This is a genomic window from Micromonospora sp. NPDC050200, from assembly GCF_040656135.1.
Taxonomy (GTDB): Bacteria; Actinomycetota; Actinomycetes; order Mycobacteriales; family Micromonosporaceae; genus Micromonospora.
Window position 1 is genome coordinate 29,415 of sequence record NZ_JBFALG010000047.1, and the last position, 23,291, is coordinate 52,705.

General features: G+C 73.8%; 20 protein-coding genes and 2 pseudogenes. 7 read left to right on the forward strand and 15 right to left on the reverse strand.

Annotated elements, in window-relative coordinates; genetic code table 11:
- Nucleotides 1-6: 6 nt before the first annotated feature.
- From AB0I41_RS25875 to AB0I41_RS25890, 4 genes are all read right to left on the reverse strand, one after another.
- Entirely contained in the window at nt 7-1,257 is a 1,251-nt protein-coding gene (locus AB0I41_RS25875) for a site-2 protease family protein (protein WP_357112542.1), read from the reverse strand.
- Nucleotides 1,257-2,468 (reverse strand): 1-deoxy-D-xylulose-5-phosphate reductoisomerase, encoded by a 1,212-nt coding sequence (gene dxr, locus AB0I41_RS25880; protein WP_357112545.1) that lies wholly within the window; start codon nt 2,466-2,468, stop codon nt 1,257-1,259. Before dxr ends, AB0I41_RS25875 begins: the two co-directional genes overlap by 1 nt.
- Before the next feature lie 228 nt (nt 2,469-2,696).
- Complete coding sequence (locus AB0I41_RS25885; protein WP_357112591.1) at nt 2,697-3,233, reverse strand: YcxB family protein; 537 nt, start codon at nt 3,231-3,233, stop codon at nt 2,697-2,699.
- Nucleotides 3,234-3,286: 53 nt separating this feature from the next.
- Complete coding sequence (locus AB0I41_RS25890) at nt 3,287-3,835, reverse strand: GNAT family N-acetyltransferase (RefSeq protein WP_357112547.1); 549 nt, start codon at nt 3,833-3,835, stop codon at nt 3,287-3,289.
- A 95-nt stretch (nt 3,836-3,930) separates the two neighbouring features.
- Here AB0I41_RS25890 and AB0I41_RS25895 point away from each other — a divergent pair, with 95 nt between their 5' ends.
- Nucleotides 3,931-5,532: an NAD(P)/FAD-dependent oxidoreductase gene (locus AB0I41_RS25895; protein ID WP_357112550.1), complete on the forward strand. Its 1,602-nt coding sequence runs from the start codon at nt 3,931-3,933 to the stop codon at nt 5,530-5,532.
- A gap of 126 nt (nt 5,533-5,658) precedes the next feature.
- Here the strand turns inward: AB0I41_RS25895 and AB0I41_RS25900 are convergent, their stop codons facing one another.
- Nucleotides 5,659-7,233, reverse strand: coding sequence for a Rieske 2Fe-2S domain-containing protein (locus tag AB0I41_RS25900; protein ID WP_357112552.1), 1,575 nt, complete (start codon nt 7,231-7,233; stop codon nt 5,659-5,661).
- 235 nt (nt 7,234-7,468) lie between these two features.
- Here AB0I41_RS25900 and AB0I41_RS25905 point away from each other — a divergent pair, with 235 nt between their 5' ends.
- Nucleotides 7,469-7,690 carry a DUF2631 domain-containing protein gene (locus tag AB0I41_RS25905; RefSeq protein WP_357112554.1) on the forward strand — a complete coding sequence of 74 codons (222 nt, stop codon included), beginning with the start codon at nt 7,469-7,471 and terminating at the stop codon, nt 7,688-7,690.
- 90 nt (nt 7,691-7,780) lie between these two features.
- Here AB0I41_RS25905 and AB0I41_RS25910 read toward each other — a convergent pair whose 3' ends face one another.
- The 8 genes and pseudogenes from AB0I41_RS25910 to AB0I41_RS25945 form a co-directional block, all read right to left on the reverse strand.
- Nucleotides 7,781-8,881, reverse strand: coding sequence for a DivIVA domain-containing protein (locus tag AB0I41_RS25910; RefSeq protein WP_357112557.1), 1,101 nt, complete (start codon nt 8,879-8,881; stop codon nt 7,781-7,783).
- Nucleotides 8,882-8,902: 21 nt separating this feature from the next.
- Nucleotides 8,903-10,054: a 23S rRNA (adenine(2503)-C(2))-methyltransferase RlmN gene (rlmN, locus tag AB0I41_RS25915; RefSeq protein WP_357112560.1), complete on the reverse strand. Its 1,152-nt coding sequence runs from the start codon at nt 10,052-10,054 to the stop codon at nt 8,903-8,905.
- Between the two features lie 104 nt (nt 10,055-10,158).
- Nucleotides 10,159-11,415, reverse strand: coding sequence for a phosphatidate cytidylyltransferase (locus AB0I41_RS25920; RefSeq protein ID WP_357112593.1), 1,257 nt, complete (start codon nt 11,413-11,415; stop codon nt 10,159-10,161).
- A 327-nt stretch (nt 11,416-11,742) separates the two neighbouring features.
- The gene (frr, locus tag AB0I41_RS25925; protein ID WP_357112562.1) at nt 11,743-12,300 is read right to left on the reverse strand and encodes a ribosome recycling factor; all 558 of its coding nucleotides are present in this window, start codon (nt 12,298-12,300) and stop codon (nt 11,743-11,745) included.
- An 84-nt stretch (nt 12,301-12,384) separates the two neighbouring features.
- Nucleotides 12,385-13,152, reverse strand: a complete 768-nt coding sequence (pyrH, locus tag AB0I41_RS25930; protein ID WP_357112564.1) for a UMP kinase — start codon at nt 13,150-13,152, stop codon at nt 12,385-12,387.
- A gap of 162 nt (nt 13,153-13,314) precedes the next feature.
- Nucleotides 13,315-14,142, reverse strand: coding sequence for a translation elongation factor Ts (gene tsf / locus AB0I41_RS25935; RefSeq protein WP_357112567.1), 828 nt, complete (start codon nt 14,140-14,142; stop codon nt 13,315-13,317).
- A gap of 135 nt (nt 14,143-14,277) precedes the next feature.
- Nucleotides 14,278-15,132 (reverse strand): 30S ribosomal protein S2, encoded by an 855-nt coding sequence (rpsB, locus tag AB0I41_RS25940; protein WP_357112569.1) that lies wholly within the window; start codon nt 15,130-15,132, stop codon nt 14,278-14,280.
- Nucleotides 15,133-15,533: 401 nt separating this feature from the next.
- Nucleotides 15,534-16,542, reverse strand: a pseudogene (locus AB0I41_RS25945) (hypothetical protein).
- Nucleotides 16,543-16,742: 200 nt separating this feature from the next.
- On the opposite strand from AB0I41_RS25945, the gene AB0I41_RS25950 reads away from it, so the two are divergent.
- Genes AB0I41_RS25950 through AB0I41_RS25960 form a run of 3 tightly spaced genes read left to right on the forward strand, consistent with a single transcriptional unit; the run spans nt 16,743 to nt 19,868 of the window.
- Entirely contained in the window at nt 16,743-17,102 is a 360-nt protein-coding gene (locus AB0I41_RS25950; protein ID WP_357112572.1) for a YraN family protein, read from the forward strand.
- Nucleotides 17,103-17,136: 34 nt separating this feature from the next.
- Nucleotides 17,137-18,657 carry a YifB family Mg chelatase-like AAA ATPase gene (locus AB0I41_RS25955; RefSeq protein WP_357112575.1) on the forward strand — a complete coding sequence of 507 codons (1,521 nt, stop codon included), beginning with the start codon at nt 17,137-17,139 and terminating at the stop codon, nt 18,655-18,657.
- Nucleotides 18,654-19,868 carry a DNA-processing protein DprA gene (locus tag AB0I41_RS25960; protein ID WP_357112577.1) on the forward strand — a complete coding sequence of 405 codons (1,215 nt, stop codon included), beginning with the start codon at nt 18,654-18,656 and terminating at the stop codon, nt 19,866-19,868. Before AB0I41_RS25955 ends, AB0I41_RS25960 begins: the two co-directional genes overlap by 4 nt.
- Nucleotides 19,869-19,874: 6 nt before the next feature.
- On the opposite strand, the gene AB0I41_RS25965 is transcribed toward AB0I41_RS25960, so the two are convergent.
- Nucleotides 19,875-20,213, reverse strand: coding sequence for a hypothetical protein (locus AB0I41_RS25965; RefSeq protein WP_357112580.1), 339 nt, complete (start codon nt 20,211-20,213; stop codon nt 19,875-19,877).
- Nucleotides 20,214-20,460: 247 nt separating this feature from the next.
- On the opposite strand from AB0I41_RS25965, the gene AB0I41_RS25970 reads away from it, so the two are divergent.
- Both AB0I41_RS25970 and AB0I41_RS25975 read left to right on the forward strand, forming a co-directional pair.
- Nucleotides 20,461-21,483 (forward strand): tyrosine recombinase XerC, encoded by a 1,023-nt coding sequence (locus AB0I41_RS25970; RefSeq protein ID WP_357112582.1) that lies wholly within the window; start codon nt 20,461-20,463, stop codon nt 21,481-21,483.
- A gap of 95 nt (nt 21,484-21,578) precedes the next feature.
- Nucleotides 21,579-22,760: an aminotransferase class V-fold PLP-dependent enzyme gene (locus AB0I41_RS25975; protein ID WP_357112585.1), complete on the forward strand. Its 1,182-nt coding sequence runs from the start codon at nt 21,579-21,581 to the stop codon at nt 22,758-22,760.
- 78 nt (nt 22,761-22,838) lie between these two features.
- Here the strand turns inward: AB0I41_RS25975 and AB0I41_RS25980 are convergent.
- Nucleotides 22,839-23,291 (reverse strand): annotated as a pseudogene (locus AB0I41_RS25980) (M23 family metallopeptidase); the annotation flags it as partial.

Sequence of the window (23,291 nt, forward strand, 5' to 3'; positions counted from 1 at the left end):
AGGCACTCACCTTGAGAAGAGCGTGATCGGATTGACGACGTCCGCGGTGACGGTGAGCAGCGTGAACGCGCCACCGACCAGGATCACCGCGTACGTGATGGGCATGAGCTTGAGGTAGTCGACGCGGCCGGGGTCCGGGCGACGCAGACGCGCGTAGAGCCAGGAGCGGACCCGTTCGAACCAGGCGATGGCGATATGCCCGCCGTCCAGCGGCAGCAGCGGCAGCAGATTGAACACGCCGATGAAGAAGTTCAGCGAGACGAAGAGCAGGAAGAACCCGTACCAGGCGTCATTCGCCACGAACTCGCCACCGAGCCGGCTGGCGCCGACCACGCTGATCGGCGTGTCCATGTCCCGCTCGCCGCCGGTGATCGCGGTCCACAGGGCGGGGACCTTCTGCGGGATGCGCTGCATGGCGTGCGCGGTCTGCACCGCCATGTTGCCGGTGAAGTCGGCGGTGGCGCCGATCGCACCGACCGGGCCGTAGCCGACCCGAGTCGGGGTGGTGAACTGGAGGCCGACGCCGAGCGCAGAGACCGGACCCGCCTCGCCCTTCGGGTTGTCCAGCGGCGGGCGCTGGGTCTGGGCGAGCACGGTGCTGGTGGTGCCCGGCTGGCCGTCGCGGACGTACCCGATCTCGGCCCGGCTGCCCGGCGTCGTGGCCCGCAGAGCGGTGAGCAGGTCGCCGTAGTTGTTCACCGGAGTGCCGTTGAGCGAGGTGATCCGGTCGCCGTCGCGCAGCTTGGCCTGGGCGGCAGGGCTCGCCGTGTCATCGGCCCGGCACTCCCGGCCAGTGTTGTCCGGCACCACGCACGGGGCCAGCGAGATCACCGCCGGCTCCTTGCGGGCCTCGGCGTCGGTGGCCGGGAAAGCCGGGTTCGGCAGGCCGACGGAGACCGCCATGATCCAGAGCGCGCCCAGCGCCAGGGCGAAGTGGGTGATGGAACCCGCGGACATCACGATCGTCCGCTTCCAGACCGGGTACCGCCACATGGCACGCGGCTGGTCGGCCGGTTCGACGTCATCGTCCTGCGGGGTCATCCCGACGATCTTGCAGAAGCCGCCGAGGGGGATGCCCTTGATGCCGTACTCGGTCTCGCCCCGCTTGAACGACCACAGTGTCGGGCCGAAGCCGACGAAGTAGCGGGTGACCTTCATCCCGAAGGCCTTGGCGGTGAGCATGTGCCCCGCCTCGTGCAGGCTCACCGAGACGAGGATGAACAAGGCGAAGAGCGTCACCCCGAGCAGGTTTGCCATCAAGCTCCTTCCACCGGCCCGAAGATGATCTCCTGGGCGTACCCCCGTGCCCACGACTCGGCGGCGAGCACGTCCTCGACGGTACCTGGTTCACCGAAATCGGGAGCCTCGTCCAGCACTCGCCGGAGGGTGTCGACGATGCCGAGGAACGGCAGCCGGCCCGCGACGAACGCCGCGACGCACTCCTCGTTCGCCGCGTTGTAGATCGCCGGGCGGCAGCGGCCGGTCTCGCCGGCGGCCTTGGCCAGGGCGACCGCCGGGAACGCCTCGTCGTCGAGCGGGGCGAACTCCCAGGTGTGGGCGGTGGTCCAGTCGACCGCGGCGGCGGCGTCGGGGATCCGGTCCGGCCAGCCGAGGCCGAGCGCGATCGGCAGCCGCATGTCCGGCGGGCTGGCCTGGGCGAGGGTGGAGCCGTCCACGAACTCCACCATCGAGTGGATCACCGACTGCGGGTGGACCATCACGGTGATGTCGGCGTAGGGCACGTCGAAGAGCTCGTGCGCCTCGATCACCTCCAGCGCCTTGTTGACCATGGTGGCCGAGTTGATCGTGACGACCGGCCCCATGTTCCAGGTGGGGTGGGCGAGCGCCTGCGCGGGCGTGACCTGCGTCAACTCGTCGCGCCGCTTGCCCCGGAACGGCCCGCCGCTGGCGGTGACGACCAGCCGCCGCACCTCGCCGCGGGTCCCGCCGCGCAGGCACTGTGCCAGCGCCGAGTGCTCCGAGTCGACAGGAACGATCTGCCCCGGCCGCGTCACCGCGGCCCGCACGAGGGGGCCGCCGGCGACGAGCGACTCCTTGTTGGCCAGGGCGAGGGTACGACCGGCGCGCAGCGCGGCCAGGGTCGGCGCAAGTCCCAGCGAGCCCACCACCCCGTTGAGCACGATGTCGCACGGCCACTGCGCCAGTTCGGTCATGGCGTCCGGGCCGGCGACGATCTTCGGCAGCTTGAAGTCCCCGGTGGCCCAGCCGCGCCGGCTCGCCTCGGCGTAGAAGGCGAGCTGGAGGTCCTGCGCGGCAGAGGACCTGGCCACCCCGACCGCGTCCACCCCCAGCTCCAGGGCCTGCGCGGCGAGCAGCTCGACATTGCCGCCGCCCGCGCCGAGCGCCACCACCCGGAAGCGCTCCGGGTTGCGTCGCACGATGTCGATGGCCTGGGTGCCGATCGAGCCGGTGGAGCCGAGCAGGACGAGGTCGCGGGGAGTTGTCACGGGGCCATTCTGCCCCGGCGTCACGGTGCGCCCGCCGGGAGCCTCAACCCAACCGTTCCGTGCCCTGATCGCCGGCAGGCGGCCGGCACTGGGAGCACCTGCCCGGCGCCTCCGCTGCCCCGGGCGGGTCGGACGGAGGACGCGTATTCCTGGTGAGCGATATACCTGGGAGGCATATTTGTGCCTGACAGTCATGACGCTCACCACCATGTCCGGGGTCTGCGGTCGCTACCCTCCGTGGTCAGCCCGGTCAGGGCCACCGGCCGGCGCGACAGAGGAGTCCTCCACGATCGGCTCCACGGTGAGCAGACCCCGCCCGCGCAGGAAGTCGTACAGCTCGGCCCGCTGCTCCGCGGCCAGGCCGTCGATCGGCACCGGGAACACCTGGTACCGGCTGAGCCGGAACAGCAACTGGCCGGGGATCGACTCCACCCCGGTCAGCGCCTCCCAGCGCACGGCGCCGTCGGAGAGCGCGTTCGCGTAGCGCACTCCCTCGTCGGAGATCGTCCACCTGATCGGGATGCCGTACATCTTCCAGTTGGCACGCACCAGCGCCCGCACAACCAGCGGGGACAGCAGCGCCGCGGTCACCGCGGCGGCGATCCAGGGGACAGCATCCAGCGGGTCGCCGGTGAGCAGATCGACCAGGGCCGGCAGGAGCAGCACCAGCGGGCAGAGCCGGTACAACAGCAACATGCGGCGGTGAGCCCGGCGCAGGGCGGCGGTGAGCCGCCGCCGGTCCGGCCGGGTCTCGAAACTGATCATCACGGCGGAAGACGATACCGGTCCGCGCGGCACCCCCACTGTCCCGGCAGGCGTCAGGCGTCGGAGCGGCGGACGAACACCTCCAGCACCTCCCCGCCGTACCAGTCGGTGCGGCGGCCCAGGTGGGTCATGCCGAGCCGGCGGGCGACCGCCATCGACGGGTCGTTGCCGGGCGAGACCACCGCGTACACCTCTCGGGTGCCGGCGGCGAACTCGCGGGCCAGCGCCGCGCGGGCCGCCTCGGTGGCGTACCCGTGCCCCCAGGAGTCGGGGTGCAGGTGCCAGCCCACCTCGATGTCGTCGGTCTCCGTCACGCCGTCCGCGCCGGGCAGCGGCTTGAGGAGCAGGGTGCCGGCGACCCGGCCGGTGTCCCGGACCTCGATCGCCCAGGTGCCGTACCGTCCGCCGTGGCGGGCGTGCCGGTCCCGCCAGACACCGAGTCGGTCCACGGCCCGGGCCGGGTCGGTCATCGGCAACCCGGGAGTCAGCGCCAGCCAGCGCACCACCTCGTCACGAGAGTAGATGTCGAAGATCCGATCCAGGTCCGCCGGGCCGTCGGTCCAGTCCCGCAGCACCAGGCGTTCCGTGGTGAGCACCGTCATGCCGCGGGATCGTAGTGCGTGCGCGGGCCCGCGAGGGGGAAGGAGGAGGGGCTGGCCCTCCCGCTGCGGGCCCCGCCGCACTAGGCTGACCGGGCATGAGCGAAGCGAGTGAGCTGCCGGCCCGCGCCGACGTCGTGATCGTCGGTTCCGGACACAACGGGCTGGTGTCGGCCGTCCTGCTGGCCCGCGCCGGCCTCGACGTGCTGGTGCTGGAGGCGGCGGAGGTGATCGGCGGGGCCACCCGCACCGAGAACCCGTTCCCGAAGGTGCCGGGGCTGCGCCACTCCACCGGGTCGTACCTGCTCGGGTTGATGCCGCCGGAGCTGCTCGCCACGCTCGACGTGCGGATCCCGGTGCTGCGCCGCGACCCGCACTACTTCCTGCCCACGCCGGGCGGGCTCGGCTCGCCGTACCTGCTCTTCGGCAGCGACACGGCAGCCACCCGCAAGCAGCTCGCGGAGTTCTTCTCCGCCGCCGACGTGGCCGCCGACGACGCCATGCAGGCCGAGCTGGCGGCGCTGCGCGAGGACCTGGCGCCGGCCTGGCTGGCCGAGCCGCTGCCGGTGGAGGAGACCGCCGAGCGGTACGTCCGCCCGGCCCTGCGGCAGGCCTTCGTCGACCTGGTGCGCGGCTCGGTCGCCGATTACCTGGCCCGGTTCGAGTTCCGCTCGGAGCTGCTGGTCAGCATGTACGCGGTCACCGACGGCCTCTCCGGCCTCAACGCCGGCCCGGACGACCCCGGCACCGGCCACAACTTCCTCGTGCACAACATGTGCCGACTGCCCGGCGCGGGCGGCACCTGGATGATCGCCCGGGGCGGCATGGGCACCGTCTCGCGGACCTTCGCCGAGGCCGCCCGCGCCGCCGGGGCCACGATCCGCACGGGTACGCCGGTGGCCGGGGTGACCCTGGACGGCGGCGCGGCCAGCGGGGTCACCCTCGCCGACGGCCGGCACGTCGCCGCCCCCGTGGTGCTCGGCGCCTGCGACCCGTACCGCCTGATGGACCTGCTGCCCGACGGCGCGCTGCCGGCGCCGCTCGGCGCGCGAATGGCGGCGGTCCGCCGCCCCGGCACCACCCTGAAGCTGAACCTGGCGCTGACCGGGCTGCCCCGCTTCGCCTGTCTGCCCGAAGGGGCGCCGAGCCCGTTCGGCTCCACCATCCACCTGCTGCCCGGCTCGGCCTCGCTGGTCGGCGGGGGCGGCGAGGCGCCGATGGCCGCGCTGCGCGCGATGTGGGCGGACGTGCAGGCCGGGCGGCTGCCCGAGGAGCCGACCATCGAGTGGTACCTGCACACCACCGTCGACCCGTCGCTCTCCGACGACGCCGGCCACCACTCGTCGGCGCTCTTCGTCCAGTCCGTGCCGTACGAGCTGGCCGGCACCACCTGGGACGAGGCGCTGCCCGGCTACGTCTCCCGGCTGGTCGACATCTGCGAGCGGTACGCCCCCGGCACCGCCGACCTGATCGCCGACGCGGTGCCGCTGCCCCCACCCGGCATCGAGGCCCACTTCGGCATCACCGGCGGTCACATCCACCACGTCGACAACACCGTCTCGTTCACCGACCGCATGCCGTACGCCACCGGTGTCGACGGCGTCTACGCGGGCAGCGCCGGCTGCCACCCGGCCGGCAGCGTCATCGGCGCCGCCGGCCACAACGCCGCCCGCCGCATCCTCGCCGACCTCAACCGCTGACCCCCACCCACCCCCCCCACTTCGCGCCCGCCTCTTTCAGAGAAAGAGTGGCTATCGGCCGAGGAATAGCCACTCTTTCTCTGAAAGTGCAGAGAGTGGGAGCGGGGGGGGAGGCGGGGGCGGGGGTTAGCTGAGCGGGGTGGGGGTGGGGGGCTCGGCGTCGACTCGGTGGGCGCGGACCTTGTGGCCGACGCTGGTCAGGCAGCGGCCGCTGGCCAGGTCGAACTTCCAGCCGTGCAGCTGGCAGGTGAGCTGGTCGCCCTCGACGATGCCGAACCGGGTCAGGTCCGCCTTCAGGTGCGGGCAGCGGCGCTGCACCACCCAGTCGCCGAGGGTGATGTCCTCGGCGTCGGTGGTGCGCTCGTGCTCGTCGTACCAGCCCTCGGCGTACTGGAGCCGCTCCTCCGAGAGGCACTTGAAGAACGCGTAGACGAACTCGTTGTACTGGCCGATCCGCGCCGCCGAGAAACGGCAGGAGAGGAAGAGGGAGTTGACCCAGTCCACCTCACCGGTGTGCAGCAGGTGCTCGATCAGCGCCCGGTCGGTACGGAAGCGGTAGCGCACCTTCTCGTCGGCGTACGGGCGGACCTCCTTGCCGGGGAAGTCCACCACGATCGACTCGACGGATTCTCCGTCGTAGCCGACCAGGTCGAAGCGGACCGGGCCGCCGACCCCCTTGCCCAGGTAGATCGACTCGTCCAGCAGCGGCTCGATCCGGCGCTTCATCTCGCCGAGCACGTCCACCTCGGGGTGCCGCCAGGACGCCTTCTCGGCCTCGATGATCGGGCGCTTGCGCTCCCGCATCTCCGCCAGGTGCGCGGTCTTGTCCGCGAAGAACTCCTCCACCGGCACCGGGTGGGTGGTGGTCGCCCCCTTCGTGGTCACCTCGGCGACGCTGCCCGGCAGCAGCACGATGCCGTTGGTGCCGCCGACCTTGGCGTACTCGGCGACGAAGACCGACTGGTCGGGGAAGATGTTGCCCTCGTCGCCGTGGATGTCGTTGAACTGCCACAGGTCGTCGTCGAGGAAGCACGGCGGGCCGGCGATCGGGAAGACGTGGTCGGCCTTCAGGTCCTCGATGTAGCGCCAGGTGCGGTCGAACTGCCGGTCCCGCTTCTGCTTGCCGAACGCGGTCTTGGCCGCCTGCGGCAGCTCGTAGACCATCGGATACCAGATCGCCCCGGAGAACTGGAGCAGGTGCGCGTGCACGTGGCCCAGCTCGGCGAAGACGCTCAGGTCGGTCGGGCGGGCGTCGTTCTGGTTGAGCAGCCGGACCCCGTCGTACTCCACCCACAGCGAGGAGTCGCCGATCGGGCCGTCGGTCGGGCTGGTCAGTGCCTGGATCATGATCCTCAGGCCGCCGTCGAGCTCCACGACCTGCTCGTTCGGGGCCTTGAGGAACTTCGTGAAGCCCAACTCCCGCAGCTCGTCCTCCATCTCCGAGGTGGGGAACTCGGGGAGCAGCACGGTGGCGTCCTTGGAGACGAACTCGCGCAGGTGCTTCGCGTCGAAGTGGTCGCGGTGCAGGTGCGAGACGTACAGGTAGTCGACGTCACCGAGGGTCTCCCAGTCGAGCTGGGAATTGTCCGGGAAGGGGAACCACGAGGCGAAGTAGGCGGGATTGACCCACGGGTCGCACAGGATGCTGCCCGCGGCCGTGTCGATCCGCATGCTGGCATGTCCCGTACCGGTCACTCGCACCGCAGTCCCCCTCAAAACGACAATCAAGGTGTACGTCAGAACGCTACCGGAGGCAGTGTGGTCGCCGACCCGCGACGCCGGTAGAGCCGGTGCGCCCACCCGCGGTGGGTACATCGGCCCGGGCCGCCCGGCGGTGTCCCCCGCCCGCGTCCCCCATCAGGCCGGACCCTGCGCCGGGCCCGGCGCGGGGCGTGCCAGACTAACCGGAGATCCGATCGCGAGGGAAGGACCGACAGTGGCAGGAAGCGAGCCGGTAACCGCGCCAGATCAGCACAAGCCCGGGCACCGCAAGTCCGGGCGGATCGGCGCGGTGGTCACCGCGTTGGCGCTGCTGGCGATGCTGTGCGGCAACCACGAGGGCAGGGTCGAGGACATCTGGCTGGTCAGCCTGGCCCTGTTGCTGCTGGCGATCGTCGTCGGCGACGTCGTGCTGCGCCGCAACGGCCTGCGGTCCTGACCTGACCGACGCGCCGGACCAGACACGCGTGAGGGCCCGCCCCCGGCCGGGGGCGGGCCCTCACGTCGCGGTCGGCCCTCGTCGCGGCCGTCAGCGGCCGAAGAGGATGTCCTGCACGTCCTTGAGCGCGGCGTCGACCTCGGCCTCGAAGTAGCCGCCCGGGACCAGCCCGAAGCGCAGGGTGTCCAGGTCCTTCGGGTTCACCGGCATCGGGCTGCGGCCCTGCATGCCGCCGAGCAGGGCCTCGAAGAACCGGTCCACCTGGTCCGGGTCGTACCCGCTGCCGAACCTCCGCACCTGGAAGCTGCGCCGGATCTGGTCGACCCGGTAGAGGTCGCTGCCGGGCGGGCCGGCCATCGGCGGGCCCACCATCGGGGGGCCGCCAACCGGCGGACCGGCCATCGGCGGCGGGCCAGCCATCGGCGGGCCACCCAGCGCCGGCGGCTGCATCGGCGGGCCAGCCGGGCCACGCCCGCGCATGTCCCGCAGCTCCCGCTCGGGCATCCGGACCTCGGCGGTCATGTCGGCGCGGCCGTGCCGGCCCGCCTCGAAACCGTCGAACCGCGGCTCCTCCGGCGCACCGTAGCCGCCCGGACCGGCGGGCAGCCCACGCTGCGGCGGGCCGCCGTGCCCCATCGGACCGCCCGGCCCCATCGGACCCCCGCCCGGCCCCATCGGACCGCCCGGACCCATCGGGCCGCCGGGGCCGGGCCCGGCCGGGCCGCGCGGGGCGTCGTACCCGCCCCGGGGGGCGTCGTACCCACCGGCGAAGGCGCCGGTGGGCTCGTCGTACCGGTTGCCGTAGCGATCGGGCGGGCCGCCCTGGGCCGGCATGGAGCGCGGCGGGAGCGGCTGCGGCACCGGCGACAGGCCCCGGTGGTCGTCGCGCATCGGCGGGCCGAGGCGGTCGGCACCCCGCGGGTCGGCGCCGCGGCCACCGAGGCCACTGCGCTCCTCCAGCTCGGCCAGCTGCCGCTCGACCCGGTCGAGGTGCAGGTCGACCTGCCACTCGTCGTAGCCGTTGAAGCGGACCCGGAAGACGACGTCGTGGACCTCCTGGGAGGCCACGGGTGCGCCGACCGGCTGGCCGGCGAGGGTCGCCTCGACCCGGTCCAGGAAGGCATCCACCTCGTCGACCTTGTATCCCCGGCGGAGCGCCTTACGCCGGAAACGCTGACCCTGACTCGCCACTATGTCTCCTGGTCTCGTTCGCTACGCCCGGTCACGCCCGCGCGGCGCGTCGGTGTCCCTGTCCTCGGCGGCAGCCAACTGCCCGCACGCGCCGTCGATCTCGCGCCCCCGGGTGTCCCGCACCGTCGTGGACACCCCGGCCTCGCGGAGTCGCCGGACGAACTCCCGCTCGACCGGCTTCGAGCTCGCGTCCCAGCGGCTGCCGGGTGTCGGGTTGAGTGGGATGAGATTCACGTGGGCCAGCTTGCCGGCCAGCAGCCGCCCGAGCAGGTCCGCCCGCCACGGCTGGTCGTTCACGTCCTTGATCATCGCGTACTCGATCGACACGCGGCGCCCCGTCCGGGCCGCGTAGTCCCACGCTGCGTCCAGCACCTCGGCTACCTTCCAGCGCTGGTTGACCGGCACGAGTTCGTCGCGCAGATCATCATCGGGCGCGTGCAGCGACAGCGCAAGAGTCACCGAGAGGTCTTCGCTGGCCAGTCGGCGGATGGCCGGAACCAGGCCGACGGTGGACACGGTGATGTGCCGCTGCGACAGGCCGAGCCCCTCGGGGGCCGGTGCGACCAGCCGACGGATCGCCGCGACCACCCGGGAGTAGTTCGCCAGCGGCTCGCCCATGCCCATGAAGACGACGTGCGACAGCCGCGGCGGCGACCCCGCCACCGCGCCGGAGGCCGCGACGCCGGCGAGGTAGACCGCCTGGTCGACGATCTCGGCCGTGGAGAGGTTGCGGGTCAGCCCGGCCTGGCCGGTGGCGCAGAACGGGCACGCCATGCCGCAGCCGGCCTGGCTGGAGATGCAGACGGTCACCCGGTCCGGGTAGCCCATCAGCACGCTCTCCACCAGCGAGCCGTCGTGCAGCCGCCAGAGCGCCTTGCGGGTGGCGCCGTCGTCGCAGGCCAGCTCGCGGATCGGGTTGAGCAGGGTGGGCAGCAGCGCACCGGCCAGCCGCTCCCGGGTGGCCGCCGGCAGGTCGGTCATCAGCTCCGGGTCGCGCACCAGCCGACCGAAGTAGTGGTTGGAGACCTGCTTGGCGCGGAAGGCCGGCTCGCCCAACTCGGTCACCAGCGCCTGCCGGCCCGGCAGGTCCAGGTCGGCGAGGTGGCGGGGAGGCATCGCGGGCCGGCGCCCGGGAGCGTCGGGGTCTACGGGGATCACAGGCAGGCTCGTCATGGCCGGTCCAGTCTGTCACGCCGGCTGCGGAACACACCCGTCCGGAGGTGCCGAATCGACCCCCACCAGCCGGGCGACGCGCTCTGCCGGGCGTGATTCATGCCTCAGCTCACCACCGGCACGAACACCGCCAACAGCAGGTAGGCGGCGGGGACGGCGAAGAGGATCGAGTCGAGCCGGTCCATCAGGCCGCCGTGCCCGGGCAGCAGGCTGCTCATGTCCTTCACGCCCAGGTCACGCTTGATCATGGACTCGGCGAGGTCGCCGAGGACCGCCGCGCCGGAGACCGCGACCCCGAACAGCGCGCCCCACCACGGCGGCACGTCGAAGAGCAGCCAGAGCAGCACGGCACTGCCGACCGCCGCCGCGCAGACCGACCCGGCGAAGCCCTCCCAGGACTTCTTCGGGCTGATCGAGGGCGCCATCGGGTGCTTGCCGAAGGACACTCCGGCGGCGTACCCGCCGGTGTCGGAGAGCACCACGGCGACCACGGTCACCAGCACCCGCAGGTGCCCGTCGTCGGGGACCGCCGCGAGCAGCGCCGCGAACCCGCCGAGGAACGGCACGTAGACCGCGATCAGGGTGGCCGCCGTGAGGTCCCGCTGGAAACCGGCCGGGCCGTCGCCGAGCCGCCAGATCATCGTGCCGAGCACGGTGACCAGCAGGCCCAGGCTGAGCGCGTCCGGCCCGGCGTACCAGGCCAGCCCGATCATCAGCACCCCACCGGCGATCAGCGGCACCAGCGGCGGGTGCGCGCCGCTGCGGCGTACCGCCCGGGCCATCTCCCAGATGCCCACGCCGATCGCGGCGGCCACCACGGCGGGGAACGCCGGCAGGTAGAAGAAGAGCGGCACCAGGATGAGGGCGCCGAGCCCGAGGCCGACCGCGATGGCGGCCGGGAGGTTCCGGCCGGCCCGGCCCGTCCCGGACTGCTGGGTCGCCGGCCGGTCCGCGCTGGCCCGGCGCCGGCCGCGCGGCCGCCGCCCCGACGGTCGCCGCGGCTCCGCCGCCGCCTCGTCCGCGCCCACCAGAGCGAACTGGGCGGTGGGCGCGTCGTCGTCCCGGACCGGGGGAAGCTGCGAGGTGGGGACGTCGTCGTCCGACAGCCGGCGAGCGGGGCCGGGGGCGCCGGCCGGACGGACCGGGCGCCGGTCATAGCCGGGGTCGTACCGGTCGTCACCCGGGTCGACGCCCGGTTCGTCGTAGCGACGGGGGCGGGCCTGCGCGCCGGCGTACAGGTCGGGCCGGGCCTGCCGGGTCCACGGCTCGACGTCGCGCTCGGGCCAGGGCAGCGCCGGGGGAATCTCCGGCCGGTCCCAGCCGCGAGGCTCGGTGCCGCCGTAGGGGTCGAGGTGGGACATCACGCACCGAGCGGAGACGGTACGAGTTCCACCACATGACGCAAGATCAAGACCATCCCCTACACGCGTGACTGTTCCGTCCGGTTGACCGCCCTGACGACCGGCCGATCCCCGCCGTTCACCGCGCGGTGGCCGGGAATCGTGCCGAGCCTACTGCACGGGCCGCCCCGGCACGGCGGACGATGGACCGGTCGCCGGTCGCCGGTCGTTGGCGCGGGCCGGCCGAGGTTCGTCCGCAACGACGCGGCACCGGGGTGCCACCGCCGGTGTCGGCGGCGGCACCCCGGTGCCGTGGCAGATCGGGTCCGGCTGGGGGCCGGTCGCCGCTCAGACCTCGAGCAGCTCGGTCTCCTTGTGCTTGACCAGGTCGTCGACGCTGGCGACGTACCGCTGCGTCAGGTCGTCCAGCTCCTTCTCGGCGCGACGGCCCTCGTCCTCGCCGGCCTCGCCGTCCTTGACGATCCGGTCCAGCTCTTCCTTGCCCTTGCGGCGGATGTTACGGATGGCCACCTTGGCCTCCTCACCCTTGTGCCGGGCCACCTTGATCATCTCGCGGCGGCGCTCCTCGGTCATCTGCGGGAGCAGCATGCGCAGCTGGTTGCCCTCGTTGTTCGGGTTGACGCCGAGGTCCGAGTCGCGGATCGCCTTCTCCATGGCGTTGATCTGCGAGTTGTCGTACGGCTTGATGATGACCATCCGCGGCTCGGGAACCGCGATGGACGCCATCTGGGGCAGCGGGGTGGGGGTGCCGTAGTAGTCGATGACGACCTTGGAGAACATGGCGGCGTTGGCGCGGCCGGTGCGGATGGCGCCGAACTCTTCCTTGGCGTGCTCGATGGCACGCTCCATCTTCTCCTCGGCCTCGAGGAGGGTGTCGTCGATCACCGGTCTCCTCGCCTCCTTCTGTTACTCGTGGTGGGCTCTGCTGCTGTCTGTCGGAGGACCGCCGCGGCGGTCGGCCGGGGGAGTTCAGGCGGTGATCAGGGTACCGATCTTGTCGCCGCCGACGGCGCGAATGATCGTGTCGTCGCCCTGGGCGCCGAAGACCAGCATCGGCAGGCCGTTCTCCATGCAGAGGCTGAACGCGGCGGCGTCGGCCACCCGCAGGTTGCGGCGCAGCACCTCGGAGAAGGTGATCGAGTCGAACTTGCTGGCGGAGGGGTCGATCCGGGGGTCGGCGGTGTAGACGCCGTCCACGCCGTTCTTGCTCATCAGCACCACGTCGGCGCGGATCTCCAGGGCGCGCTGCGCGGCAACCGTGTCGGTGGAGAAGTACGGCATCCCGGCGCCCGCGCCGAAGATCACCACGCGACCCTTCTCCAGGTGCCGGATGGCACGCAGCGGGATGTACGGCTCGGCGACCTGAGCCATCGTGATCGCGCTCTGCACCCGGGTCTCGATACCCTCCTTCTCCAGGAAGTCCTGGAGGGCGAGGCAGTTCATCACGGTGCCGAGCATGCCCATGTAGTCGGCCCGGGCCCGGTCCATGCCGCGCTTCTGCAGCTCGGCGCCACGGAAGAAGTTGCCGCCGCCGACCACCACGGAGACCTGCACGCCGCGGCGGACCACGGTGGCGATCTGCCGGGCGATGCCCTGTACGACGTCCGGGTCGACGCCGATCGCCCCGCCGCCGAAGACCTCACCGGAGAGCTTCAGCACCACCCGGCGGGCCCGCCCGGGCGGTGGCGCCGTCGGGTCGTCCGCTCCCAGGCTCCGGTCACTCACAACCTGCGTCATCCGCCCCGCCCCTCCCCGCGCGCACGTCCTGCGCGCCGCGTCCCGCACAACTGCCGTTGCCGACCCTATGTGACGAGGAGGCCGCGGTGCCTGTCACGTACACCAGCGGCCTCCTCGTCGACGTTCCTGCCCACGGGCGCCTCACGCGCCCGATCCGGCGGCTCAGGCCTGGCCGACCTCGAACCGCAGGAAGCGGGTCACCTCGATGCCGGCGTCGGCCAGCACCTGCTTGACGGTCTTCTTGTTGTCGGCGACCGACGACTGCTCGACCAGGACGTAGTCCTTGAAGAAGCCGTTGACCCGGCCCTCGACGATCTTCGGCAGCGCCGCCTCGGGCTTGTTCTCCTCGCGGGCGGTCTGCTCGGCGATGCGCCGCTCGGACTCGACGACCTCGGCCGGCACCTCGTCCCGGGTGAGGTACTTCGGCCGCATCGCGGCGATCTGCATGGCGACCGCGCGGGCGTCGGCGTCGCCGGCCTCGTCGGTCCTGCCGGTGTACTGCACGAGCACACCGACCGCCGGGGGCAGGTCCTGGCTCTTGCGGTGCAGGTAGACGGCGGTGGTGCCCTCGAGCTTGGCGAAGCGGTTGAGCACCAGCTTCTCGCCGATCTTGGCGGACTGCTCCTGGATCAGGTCGGCGACGGTCTTGCCGTCCAGCTCGGAGGCGAGCAGCTCCTCGGCGGTGCCGACGCCGCTGCGCTCGCCGTGCTCGACCAGGCGCTGGGCCAGCTCGATGAAGGCGTCGTTCTTGGCGACGAAGTCGGTCTCGCAGTTGAGCTCCAGCAGCGCCTGGCCGGAGTGGGCGACGAGGCCGTTGGCGGCGGTGCGGCCGGCCCGCTTGCCGACGTCCTTGGCGCCCTTGACACGCAGGATCTCGACGGCCTTGTCAAAGTCGCCCTCGGCCTCGGTCAGCGCCTTCTTGCAGTCCATCATGCCGGCGCCGGTGAGGTCGCGGAGCTTCTTGACGTCCGCGGCGGTGAAGTTGGACATGGCTCTCTCTTCGATGTCGGAACTGCGGTGGGATGGTCTGGGTGCCGGTTACCCGGATCCGGGCCGGATGTGCCCGGCGTACCCGCCGCTTCCCCACCGTCTGCGAAAACGGACGGCGGGGAAGCGACGGTGCGGTCACTCCGCCGCGGCGGCCGCCGGCTGCTCGACCGGCTGCTCGGCCGGCTGCTGCTCGTCGGCCTTCTTCGGCTCCTCGAGCAGCTCGCGCTCCCACTCGGCCAGCGGCTCGTCGGCGCCGACCTGGCCCGGCTCGGGCTTCTCGTCGGTGCCACGGCGACGGCCGGAGCGGGCGATCAGGCCGTCGGCGACGGCGGCGGCGACGACCTTGGTCAGCAGCTCGGCCGAGCGGATCGCGTCGTCGTTGCCCGGGATCGGGAAGTCGACCTCGTCCGGGTCGCAGTTGGTGTCCAGCACCGCGATGACCGGGATGCCCAGCTTGCGGGCCTCGTCGACGGCGATGTGCTCCTTCTTGGTGTCGACCACCCAGATCGCGGCCGGGAGCTTCTGCATGTCCCGCAGACCACCCAGGGTGCGGGTCAGCTTGATCTTCTCGCGGGAGAGCTGCAGGGTCTCCTTCTTGGTGTAACCGGCGGCGGTGCCGCTCAGGTCACCCAGGGCCTCCAGCTCCTTCATCCGCTGAAGGCGCTTGTACACCGTCTGGAAGTTGGTCAGCATGCCACCGAGCCAGCGGTGGTTGACGTACGGCTGGCCGACCCGGGTCGCCTGCTCGGCGATGGCCTCCTGGGCCTGCTTCTTGGTGCCGACGAAGAGGATGCTGCCACCCTCGGCGACGGTCCCCCGCACGAAGCCGTACGCCTTCTCGATGTAGTCGAGGGTCTGGCGCAGGTCGATGATGTAGATACCGTTGCGCTCGGTGAAGATGAAGCGCTTCATCTTCGGGTTCCAGCGCCGGGTCTGGTGTCCGAAGTGGACACCGCTCTCCAGCAGCTGGCGCATGGTCACGACGGCCATGGGGTACTCCTTGGTCCCTGGTTGTCCCGCCCGGCCAGGCGGCCGGGCGTCCTGGCGCCCGGTCGCCGGCCATGATGGGCCCGATCAGGATCGGGACCAGGGAGGCCGTCGCCCCACGGAACCGTGGAGAGGGCGCGCGAGGTCGACCGCACGAGGCGGTCGCCAGTCGACCAGTGTACGCCCCTGTCCCGCCGCCGGGCTGCCGGGTGCGCGAACCCCACCCGACCGGCCGCTCGCCGGGTCCCGCCACCACGCCTGATGATCCGGCCGAGAATTCGGACACGACACGCCGGTCGCCGCGCCGGGAACCGCAACCAAATCAGGTACGCGCCGCCCGCCCCGACCGGCTCGACCCTCAGCGGCGCCCGGCCGGTCGGCGCGGGCGTGGCGGCCGGTCCGGGTCAGCGGGCGGCGAGCGCGGCGGCGAGGAAGAGCACCAGCCCGACGGTCAGGTAGGCCGTCGGCGGGCGCAGCCAGCCCCGCGCGCCGTCCGCCATCGCCAGGCCGCCGGTGCGCAGCCCGTACAGGCCGGCAGCGAAGATCGGCAGCCCGGTGACCAGGAAGATGCCGACGACGACGTGGGACGCGGAGACCGGGTCGCCGGTCAGGCCGTGCAGCAGCACCCGCAGCGCGGGCAGCTCGAAGACCGCCACCAGCGCGCCGAGGAGCACCGCCAGCGCCGGTCGGCGGGTCCGGTAGACGCCGTCGGAGGGCACACCCCCCGGACGGTACGCCGCCTCGGGGCCCACCGGGCCGTCCAGGCGGGGCGTGACCGGGGGCATCGGACCGGTCGGCATCTCCAGCGGATGGGTCGGCTCGGCGGGGCGGCCCGGCTCGACGACCGGGTACCCGCCCAGCGGGGCGGACCGCACCGGATCCGGCCGGTCTCCCGCCTCCACGCCGGTCAGCGGGCCGGCGCCGGTGGTGGCGAGCCGGCCGACACCGCTGGTGATCAGCGGGCCGGCGCCGGTGGTGGAGAGCCGGTCGGTCAGCGGGCCGGCGCCGGTGGTGGAGAGCGGGTCGGGGTTCTCCCGGGCGGCCCGCCGGCCGGGGCGATCGCCGGGCAGCTCACCGGGGACGTCCGGGTCGTCCGCCCGCCGCGAGCGGGTCGGGCGGTATCCCTCGGACTCGCCCCGGGAGTCACCGAGCGGGTCGGCCGCGCCGTAACGCCCGGTCTGGCCGTACCGCCCCGCGCCGCCCGGCTCGGCGAACCGGTCCTCCACCGCGCCGCGCTGCTCCGGGATCGGGAACTCGTCGTCACGCGGGCGGGACTCGCCCGCGCTCCGCCAGTCCGGCTCGCCGTAGCCGCGCTCACTCCCGGCGGGATACCAGCGTGACTCCTGATCTTCGGGATAGCTCCGTCGTGCGTCCACGTCCGGCACCGTATGCGACCCACCCCACCGACGCCATTCGTCCCTGTTGGGGGGCGGAGCGCCCGGCGATGCGTTGCCCTGGCCGGCCATGGGCGGCCATGGGCGGCCATGGGCGGCCAGCCGTGTCCATAGCACGCGGCACCCATGATCGTCCGCTCGTCCACAGGTCGCCTCGTCGTCCACAGGCACCGTGCCGGAGGCCACGGCGCGGGCACCGGGCGGCCCACCCTGACCGGCATGACGAAGCGGAACCAGGCGGTCGGCGCGTACGGCGAACGGTGCGCCGTCCGGCACCTGATCGGGGCCGGGCTACGCCCGGTCGCCCGCAACTGGCGCTGCCCGGACGGGGAGATCGACATCATCGCCTGGGACGGCCCGGTGCTCGCCTTCTGCGAGGTGAAGACCAGGCGCAGCGACGACTACGGCACCCCGGCCGAGGCGGTCGTGCCGGCCAAGGCCCGCCGGTTGCGCGGGCTCGCCGCCCGCTGGCTGGCCGAGTCCGGGGTCAACGCCGACGAGGTGCGCTTCGACGTGCTGGCGGTACGGCTGCCCCCCGCCGGCGCGGCCCGCGTCGAGCACCTGAAGGGGGCGTTCTGATGCGTACGCCGGTCCTGCCGCGCGGGGTGACGGCGTGAGCTACGCCAAGGTGTTCAGTGTGGGGCTGGTCGGGGTCACCGGCCACCTGGTCGAGGTGGAGGCCGACCTGGCCCCGGGGCTGCCGGCGGTGGTCATCTCCGGGCTGCCCGACACCGCCCTGCACGAGGCGCGCGACCGGGTGCGGGCCGCCATCGTCAACTCGGGTCAACGCTGGCCCAACCGGCGGATCACCCTCAACCTGCTGCCCGCGACGATGCCCAAGTACGGCTCCGCGTTCGATCTGGCCATCGCGGCGGCGGTGCTGGGCGGGTCGGGAGAGCTGCCGCTGGTGCCGCTGGACGGCGTGGTGATCCTCGGCGAGCTGGGCCTGGACGGGACGGTCCGGCCGGTACGCGGGGTGCTGCCGATGGTGGCGGCCGCGGCGCGCGCCGGACGGGACCGGGTGGTCGTCCCGGTGGAGAACGCCGCCGAGGCGGCGGTCATCCCCGGGATCCGGGTCCGGGCGGTCGACACGCTGCACCGGCTGGTCAGCTTCGTCCGCGACGGCACCCCGCTGATCGAGCCACCCGCCACGCCGTCGCCGCCCCCCGCCGACGGCCCGGATCTGGCGGAGGTGGCCGGGCAGGCGCTGGGCCGGCGGGCGCTGGAGGTGGCCGCCGCGGGCGGGCACCACCTCGCCCTGCTGGGGCCGCCCGGCGCGGGCAAGACCATGCTCGCCGAACGGCTCCCCTCGATCCTGCCGGAGCTGGACGACGACGCGGCGCTGGAGGTCACCGCGCTGCACTCGATCGCCGGGCTGCTCCCGCCGGGCGGCCGGCTGCTGCGCCGGCCGCCGTTCCAGGCGCCGCACCACACGGCGACGATCCCCTCCCTGGTCGGCGGCGGGTCCGGGCTCGCCCGGCCGGGGGCGGTCTCGCTGGCCCACCGCGGCGTGCTCTTCCTCGACGAGGCGCCCGAGTTCAGCAAGGGGGCGCTGGAGGCGCTGCGGCAACCGCTGGAGCACGGCCGGATCCAGCTGGCCCGCAGCGGGGGCGGCACCGAGTACCCGGCCAGCAGTCAGCTTGTCATGGCCGCCAACCCGTGCCCGTGCGCGAAGCCGGCCGGGGACGCGTACTGCGAATGCAGCCCGCTGGCCCGGCGGCGGTACCTGGGCCGGCTCTCCGGGCCGCTGCTGGACCGGATCGACGTGCAGGTGAAGCTGCTGCCGGTGCGGGCGGCGGAACTGATGGAGGCGGCCGCGGCCAGCGAGCCGTCGGCGAGGGTGGCGGCCCGGGTCGCCACGGCCCGGCAGGCGGCGGCCGCCCGCTGGGCGCCGGTGGACCGCAAGCTCAACGCCGAGATCCCCGGCCCGTACCTGCGCCAGCCGCCGTGGCGGCTGCCCGCCCGGGACACCGCCGAACTGCGCGGCCGACTGGACTCCGGAGCCGTCTCCGCCCGTGGCTTCGACCGCATCATCCGCCTGGCCTGGACCATCGCCGACCTGGACGGCCGGACCCGGCCGCAGCGCGAGGACGTGCTGGAGGCCATCCAACTGAGAACGGGAGAGGGAGCATGAGCACCAGCGAGGAGCGGCTGCTGGCCCGGGTGGCACTGACCTGGCTCGCCGAACCGGGCACCCGGTCGGTGCACCGGCTGGTCCAGCAGCTCGGCCCGGTGGCGGCGCTGGACCTGCTCCTCGACGGAGGCGCGCCCGAGACCAGCCTGCGCTCGGCGGTGGCGGCACGCACGGCCGCCGGGGACGCCCGCGCCGTCGCCGCCGACGCGCTCACCCGCACCGAGCGGGTCGGCGCCCGCCTGCTCACCCCGGAGGACGAGGACTGGCCCGCCCGCCTGGACGACCTGCACCGGCTGGTGCTGTCCGGGGTGAGCCGGCGGGTCGACCTGGAGACCGCCCCGCCGCTCTGCTTCTGGGTACGCGGCGGCTGGCCGCTCGGCGAGGCGCTGGACCGCTCGGTCGCGGTGGTCGGCGCGCGGGCCGCCACCGGGTACGGCCTGCACGTCGCCACCGAGATCGGGTACGGGCTGGCCGAGCGGGACTGGACGGTGGTCTCCGGCGGGGCGTTCGGCATCGACGCGGCGGCGCACCGGGGCGCGTTGACCGCCGGCGGGCTGACGGTGGCGGTGCTGGCCTGCGGCGTCGACCGGCCCTACCCGATGGGCAACGCCGCCCTGTTCGACCGGATCGCCGAGACCGGGCTGCTGGTGAGCGAGTGGCTGCCCGGCGCCGAACCGCTGCGGCCCAGGTTCCTGATCCGAAACCGGGTGATCGCCGCCGCGACCCGCGGCACGGTGCTGGTGGAGGCGGCGGCCCGCAGCGGTGCGACGCAGACGGTGAACCGGGCGATCGCCATGGACCGGCGGGCGATGGTGGTGCCGGGCCCGGTCACCTCGGCGATGTCGGTGGGGGCACACGAGGTGCTGCGGGAGCAGCCGACCGCCCGGCTGGTGACCGGGGTGCCGCACGTGCTGGAGGAGGTCGGCCGGATCGGGGCCGACCTGGCCCCGCTTGCGCGGGGGCCGGAGCGCCCGGGCGACCTGCTCGACGACGAGGCGACCATGGTGCTGGAGTCGCTGCCCCGGCGCGGGGTGGTCGGGCTCGACGCGCTCGCCGCGCGGGCCGGGGTCGACGTGCGTACGGCGATGCGCAAGCTCTCCCTGCTGGAGGAGCTGTCGATGGTGCTCCGCCGGGACGGCGGGTACGCCCTGGCACGGCCCCCGAAGTCGGCGCGCGCCTCCGCCGAGCCGGCACCGGACGCCGCGGGGTGACCGGGTTCAGTCCGCCTCGAAGCGGATCTCCAGATCGCGCTCGCGTACGCAGCGGCGGACCAGCACCGCCACCCGGCGTACCTGCGCGGTCTCGGCCGGGGTGCGGGCGGCCTCGACCAGGCAGTCCAGTTCGGCCAGGAGCTGGGGTGCCCGCTCCGCCCCGACCACGAGCTCACCGAGCGGGTCGATCCGGTCCAGCGTCGGGGTGCGCCCGCCGCCTCGACCCCGCCGCAGCAGGTCGAGCAGCAGGTCGTCGGGATCGGGCACCACCTGCGCGGCGACCGAGGACGGCCGACGGCCGGGGCCGCCACGGACCAGTCGGTAGAGGACGACGTCCAGGCCCATGAGCGGTCCCCTCCTCCCGTCGGCGTCCCCGCCGAGGCAACCGGCGACGGCACACGCACCGCCCCTGCCTCCAGTCTCCCCGTCCACGCCACCACCGACCGACCCTCCCCGTCCACGCACGCGGCCGACGGCGACGGTGTGCCGACCGGGCGGCGCGCGCCTACGCTGAGCCCGTGCCAGGTGGACGTCATGCGGTGCCGAGGTTCCGTGGTGCCCCGGCCTGCTCCCCGGCGGCGCGGGGCCGGCGATGACGGGCGGCGGGCGGGCCACCCGCACCGCGCACGAGGCGCTGCCGCCGGCGATGCGGGAGGCCGTGGACGACTTCGCCGACCACCTGGCCCGGGTGCGCAACCGCTCGGCGCACACGGTGCGGGCGTACGTCGCCGATCTGGTCTCGCTGCTCGACCACGGCATGCGGATGGGCTGCTCCCAGCCGTCGGAGCTGGACCTGACGGTGCTGCGCAGCTGGCTGGCCAAGCAGCGGACCCTGGGCGCGGCCCGGACGTCGCTGGCCCGGCGGGCGGCGGCGGCACGCACCTTCAGTGCCTGGGCGCACCGCGCGGGCGTGCTCCCCAGCGACGTGGCCGCTCCGCTGTCCAGTCCACGGGCGCACCGCGACCTGCCCACCGTCCTCCGCGCCGACCAGGCCGCCGCACTGGTCGAGGCCGCCGGCAATGGCGTGGCCCCGACGCGGCGCGACGACCCGACCGAGCCCACCGATGCGACCCGGGACGATCCGGGCGACACCGCCGATTCCCGCGACGATCCGGTACGGCTGCGCGACCGGGTCCTGCTGGAGCTGCTCTACGGCACCGGGGTGCGGGTCAGCGAGGCGTGCGGGCTGGACGTCGCCGACGTCGACCACAGCCGCCGGGTGGTCCGCGTCCTCGGCAAGGGCGGGCGGGAGCGGTCGGTGCCGTACGGGGTGCCGGCGCAACGGGCGATCGACGACTGGCTGCGGTCGGGGCGGCCGGCGGTGGCGGTGCCTGGCTCCGGGGACGCCCTGCTGCTCGGGGCGCGCGGCGGGCGGCTGAACCCGACGACGGCGCGTCGGATCGTCGCCGGGTACGCCGAGTCCCTCGGGCTGCCCCGGGTCAGCCCGCACGGGCTGCGGCACTCCGCGGCGACCCACCTGCTGGAGGGGGGCGCGGACCTGCGCGCCGTGCAGGAACTGCTGGGGCACTCCTCGCTCGGCAGCACGCAGATCTACACGCACGTCTCGGTCGAGCGGCTGCGGGCCGCGTACCGGCAGGCACATCCGCGCGCCTGACCCGCGGCGCCCGCTCGGCCGGCGCGGTGCCGCCGACCGCCGAGGGAGGACGGCGAACCGACGACGGTTGATCCGCCGCCGGATATGATCACGGAGTGACCGTCGCCCGGCCGCCCGAGCCGATCCCCGGGGCCCGACTGCTCTTCTCGCTCGACGCGGCGGTCAGCTACCTCAACCACGGGGCGTTCGGCGCGGTGCCGGTCAGCGTGCAGCGGGCGCAGCAGCGGTTGCGCGACGAGATGGAGTCCAACCCGCTGCGCTTCTTCACCCAGGGGCTGGTCGACCGGATCACCCACACCCGACGGCACCTGGCCACCTTCCTCGGCGCCGACCCGGACGGCACCGCGCTGGTCGGCAACGCCACCACCGGGGTCGCGGTGGTCCTCCAGTCCGTCGGCCTGGGGGCCGGCGACGAGGTACTCACCACCGACCACGGGTACGGCGCGGTCGGCTTCAGCATCGAGCGGGAGTGCCGCCGCACCGGCGCGGCCACCCGGGCGCTGCGGGTGCCGCTGGCCGCCACCGACGAGGAGATCGTCGAGATCGTCCGCGCCGGTCTGCGGCCCGGGCGGACCCGACTGCTCGTCGTCGACCAGCTCACCTCCCCCACCGCCCGGCTCTTCCCGGTCGCGGCCGTCGCGCAGGTGGCCCGCGAGCGGGGCGTACCGGTGCTGGTGGACGCGGCGCACGTGCCCGGCATGCTGCCGGTCGACGTCGGCAGCGTCGGCGCCGACTTCTGGGTGGGCAACCTGCACAAGTGGGCGTTCGCCCCGCGGGGCACCGGCGTGCTGGTGGTCGCCCCGCCGTGGCGGGAGCGGATCGAGCCGCTGGTGGTCTCCTGGGAGCAGGGGGCCGGCTTCCCCGGCAACGTGGAGTGGCAGGCGACCCTCGACTACACCGGTTGGCTCGGCGCCCCGGCCGGGCTCTACGCGCTGCGCAGCCTCGGGCTGGACCGGGTGCGCGCGCACAACGCGGCGCTGGCCGCGTACGGGCAACGGGTGGTCGGGGACGCGCTCGGGGTGGCGCCGGCGGACCTGCCGGACCCGGGCGGGCCGGGGGTCGCCATGCGGATCGTGCCGCTGCCGCCGGGCGTCGCCACCACCCTCGACACCGCCGGGGCCCTGCGGGACCGGATCGCCGAGCAGCTCGCCACCGAGGTGGCGGTGATGGCCTGGGACGGCCGGGGCTGGCTACGGCTCTGCGCGCAGGTCTACAACTCCGCCGAGGAGTACGAACGGCTGGCCGTCCGGCTTCCCCCGATGCTCGCCCGGCGCTGATCCCGGCCACTGCCCGCGGCGACCACACCGGCAGGCGGCCCGTGCCGTCCGCCCGGCAGTCGAGCCGGTCGGGTCGCGCACCGGGAGCAGCCGGACCGGCCCGAGCCCGAGCAGGGCCAGCGGGTCGAGATAGTCGGCGCCCCGCCGCAGCCCCCAGTGCAGGCAGGCCGGGGCGGGGCAGCCGGGGTGTCCGGCCAGCAGGACGCCGAGCGGCGTGCCGGGCCGGACCGGATCGCCGGGGCGTACGTCGGGTCGGACCGGCTCGTAGGTGGTCCGCAGGCCCGCCGCGTGCCCCACGGTGACCACCGGCCGGCCGGCGACCATGCCCGCGAAGAGCACCGTCCCGGCCCCGGCCGCGCGGACGGTGGCTCCCGTGGCGCCGGCCAGGTCGACCCCGCGGTGGCCGGGCAGCCACGGTCGTGGTGGCGGGTCGAAGCGCCGCACCGGGCGTGGCGGGCCGTCGAGCGGCCACCGGAAGGCCGGGGAGCCCGGTGCCGCGCCCAGGGCACGTGGCGCGCCGACGGCCGGCGG

What these genes read in the sequence shown, in the direction of transcription:
- tsf (WP_357112567.1), bottom strand. Translation starts at nt 14,142, where the DNA reads ATGTCCAACTTCACCGCCGCGGACGTCAAGAAGCTCCGCGACCTCACC.
- AB0I41_RS25920 (WP_357112593.1), bottom strand. Translation starts at nt 11,415, where the DNA reads ATGTCCCACCTCGACCCCTACGGCGGCACCGAGCCTCGCGGCTGGGAC.
- AB0I41_RS25890 (WP_357112547.1), bottom strand. Translation starts at nt 3,835, where the DNA reads ATGACGGTGCTCACCACGGAACGCCTGGTGCTGCGGGACTGGACCGAC.
- AB0I41_RS25895 (WP_357112550.1), top strand. Translation starts at nt 3,931, where the DNA reads ATGAGCGAAGCGAGTGAGCTGCCGGCCCGCGCCGACGTCGTGATCGTC.
- rpsB (WP_357112569.1), bottom strand. Translation starts at nt 15,132, where the DNA reads ATGGCCGTCGTGACCATGCGCCAGCTGCTGGAGAGCGGTGTCCACTTC.
- AB0I41_RS25970 (WP_357112582.1), top strand. Translation starts at nt 20,461, where the DNA reads ATGACGGGCGGCGGGCGGGCCACCCGCACCGCGCACGAGGCGCTGCCG.
- rlmN (WP_357112560.1), bottom strand. Translation starts at nt 10,054, where the DNA reads ATGACGAGCCTGCCTGTGATCCCCGTAGACCCCGACGCTCCCGGGCGC.
- AB0I41_RS25950 (WP_357112572.1), top strand. Translation starts at nt 16,743, where the DNA reads ATGACGAAGCGGAACCAGGCGGTCGGCGCGTACGGCGAACGGTGCGCC.
- AB0I41_RS25875 (WP_357112542.1), bottom strand. Translation starts at nt 1,257, where the DNA reads ATGGCAAACCTGCTCGGGGTGACGCTCTTCGCCTTGTTCATCCTCGTC.
- pyrH (WP_357112564.1), bottom strand. Translation starts at nt 13,152, where the DNA reads ATGACGCAGGTTGTGAGTGACCGGAGCCTGGGAGCGGACGACCCGACG.
- AB0I41_RS25885 (WP_357112591.1), bottom strand. Translation starts at nt 3,233, where the DNA reads ATGATCAGTTTCGAGACCCGGCCGGACCGGCGGCGGCTCACCGCCGCC.
- AB0I41_RS25960 (WP_357112577.1), top strand. Translation starts at nt 18,654, where the DNA reads ATGAGCACCAGCGAGGAGCGGCTGCTGGCCCGGGTGGCACTGACCTGG.
- AB0I41_RS25965 (WP_357112580.1), bottom strand. Translation starts at nt 20,213, where the DNA reads ATGGGCCTGGACGTCGTCCTCTACCGACTGGTCCGTGGCGGCCCCGGC.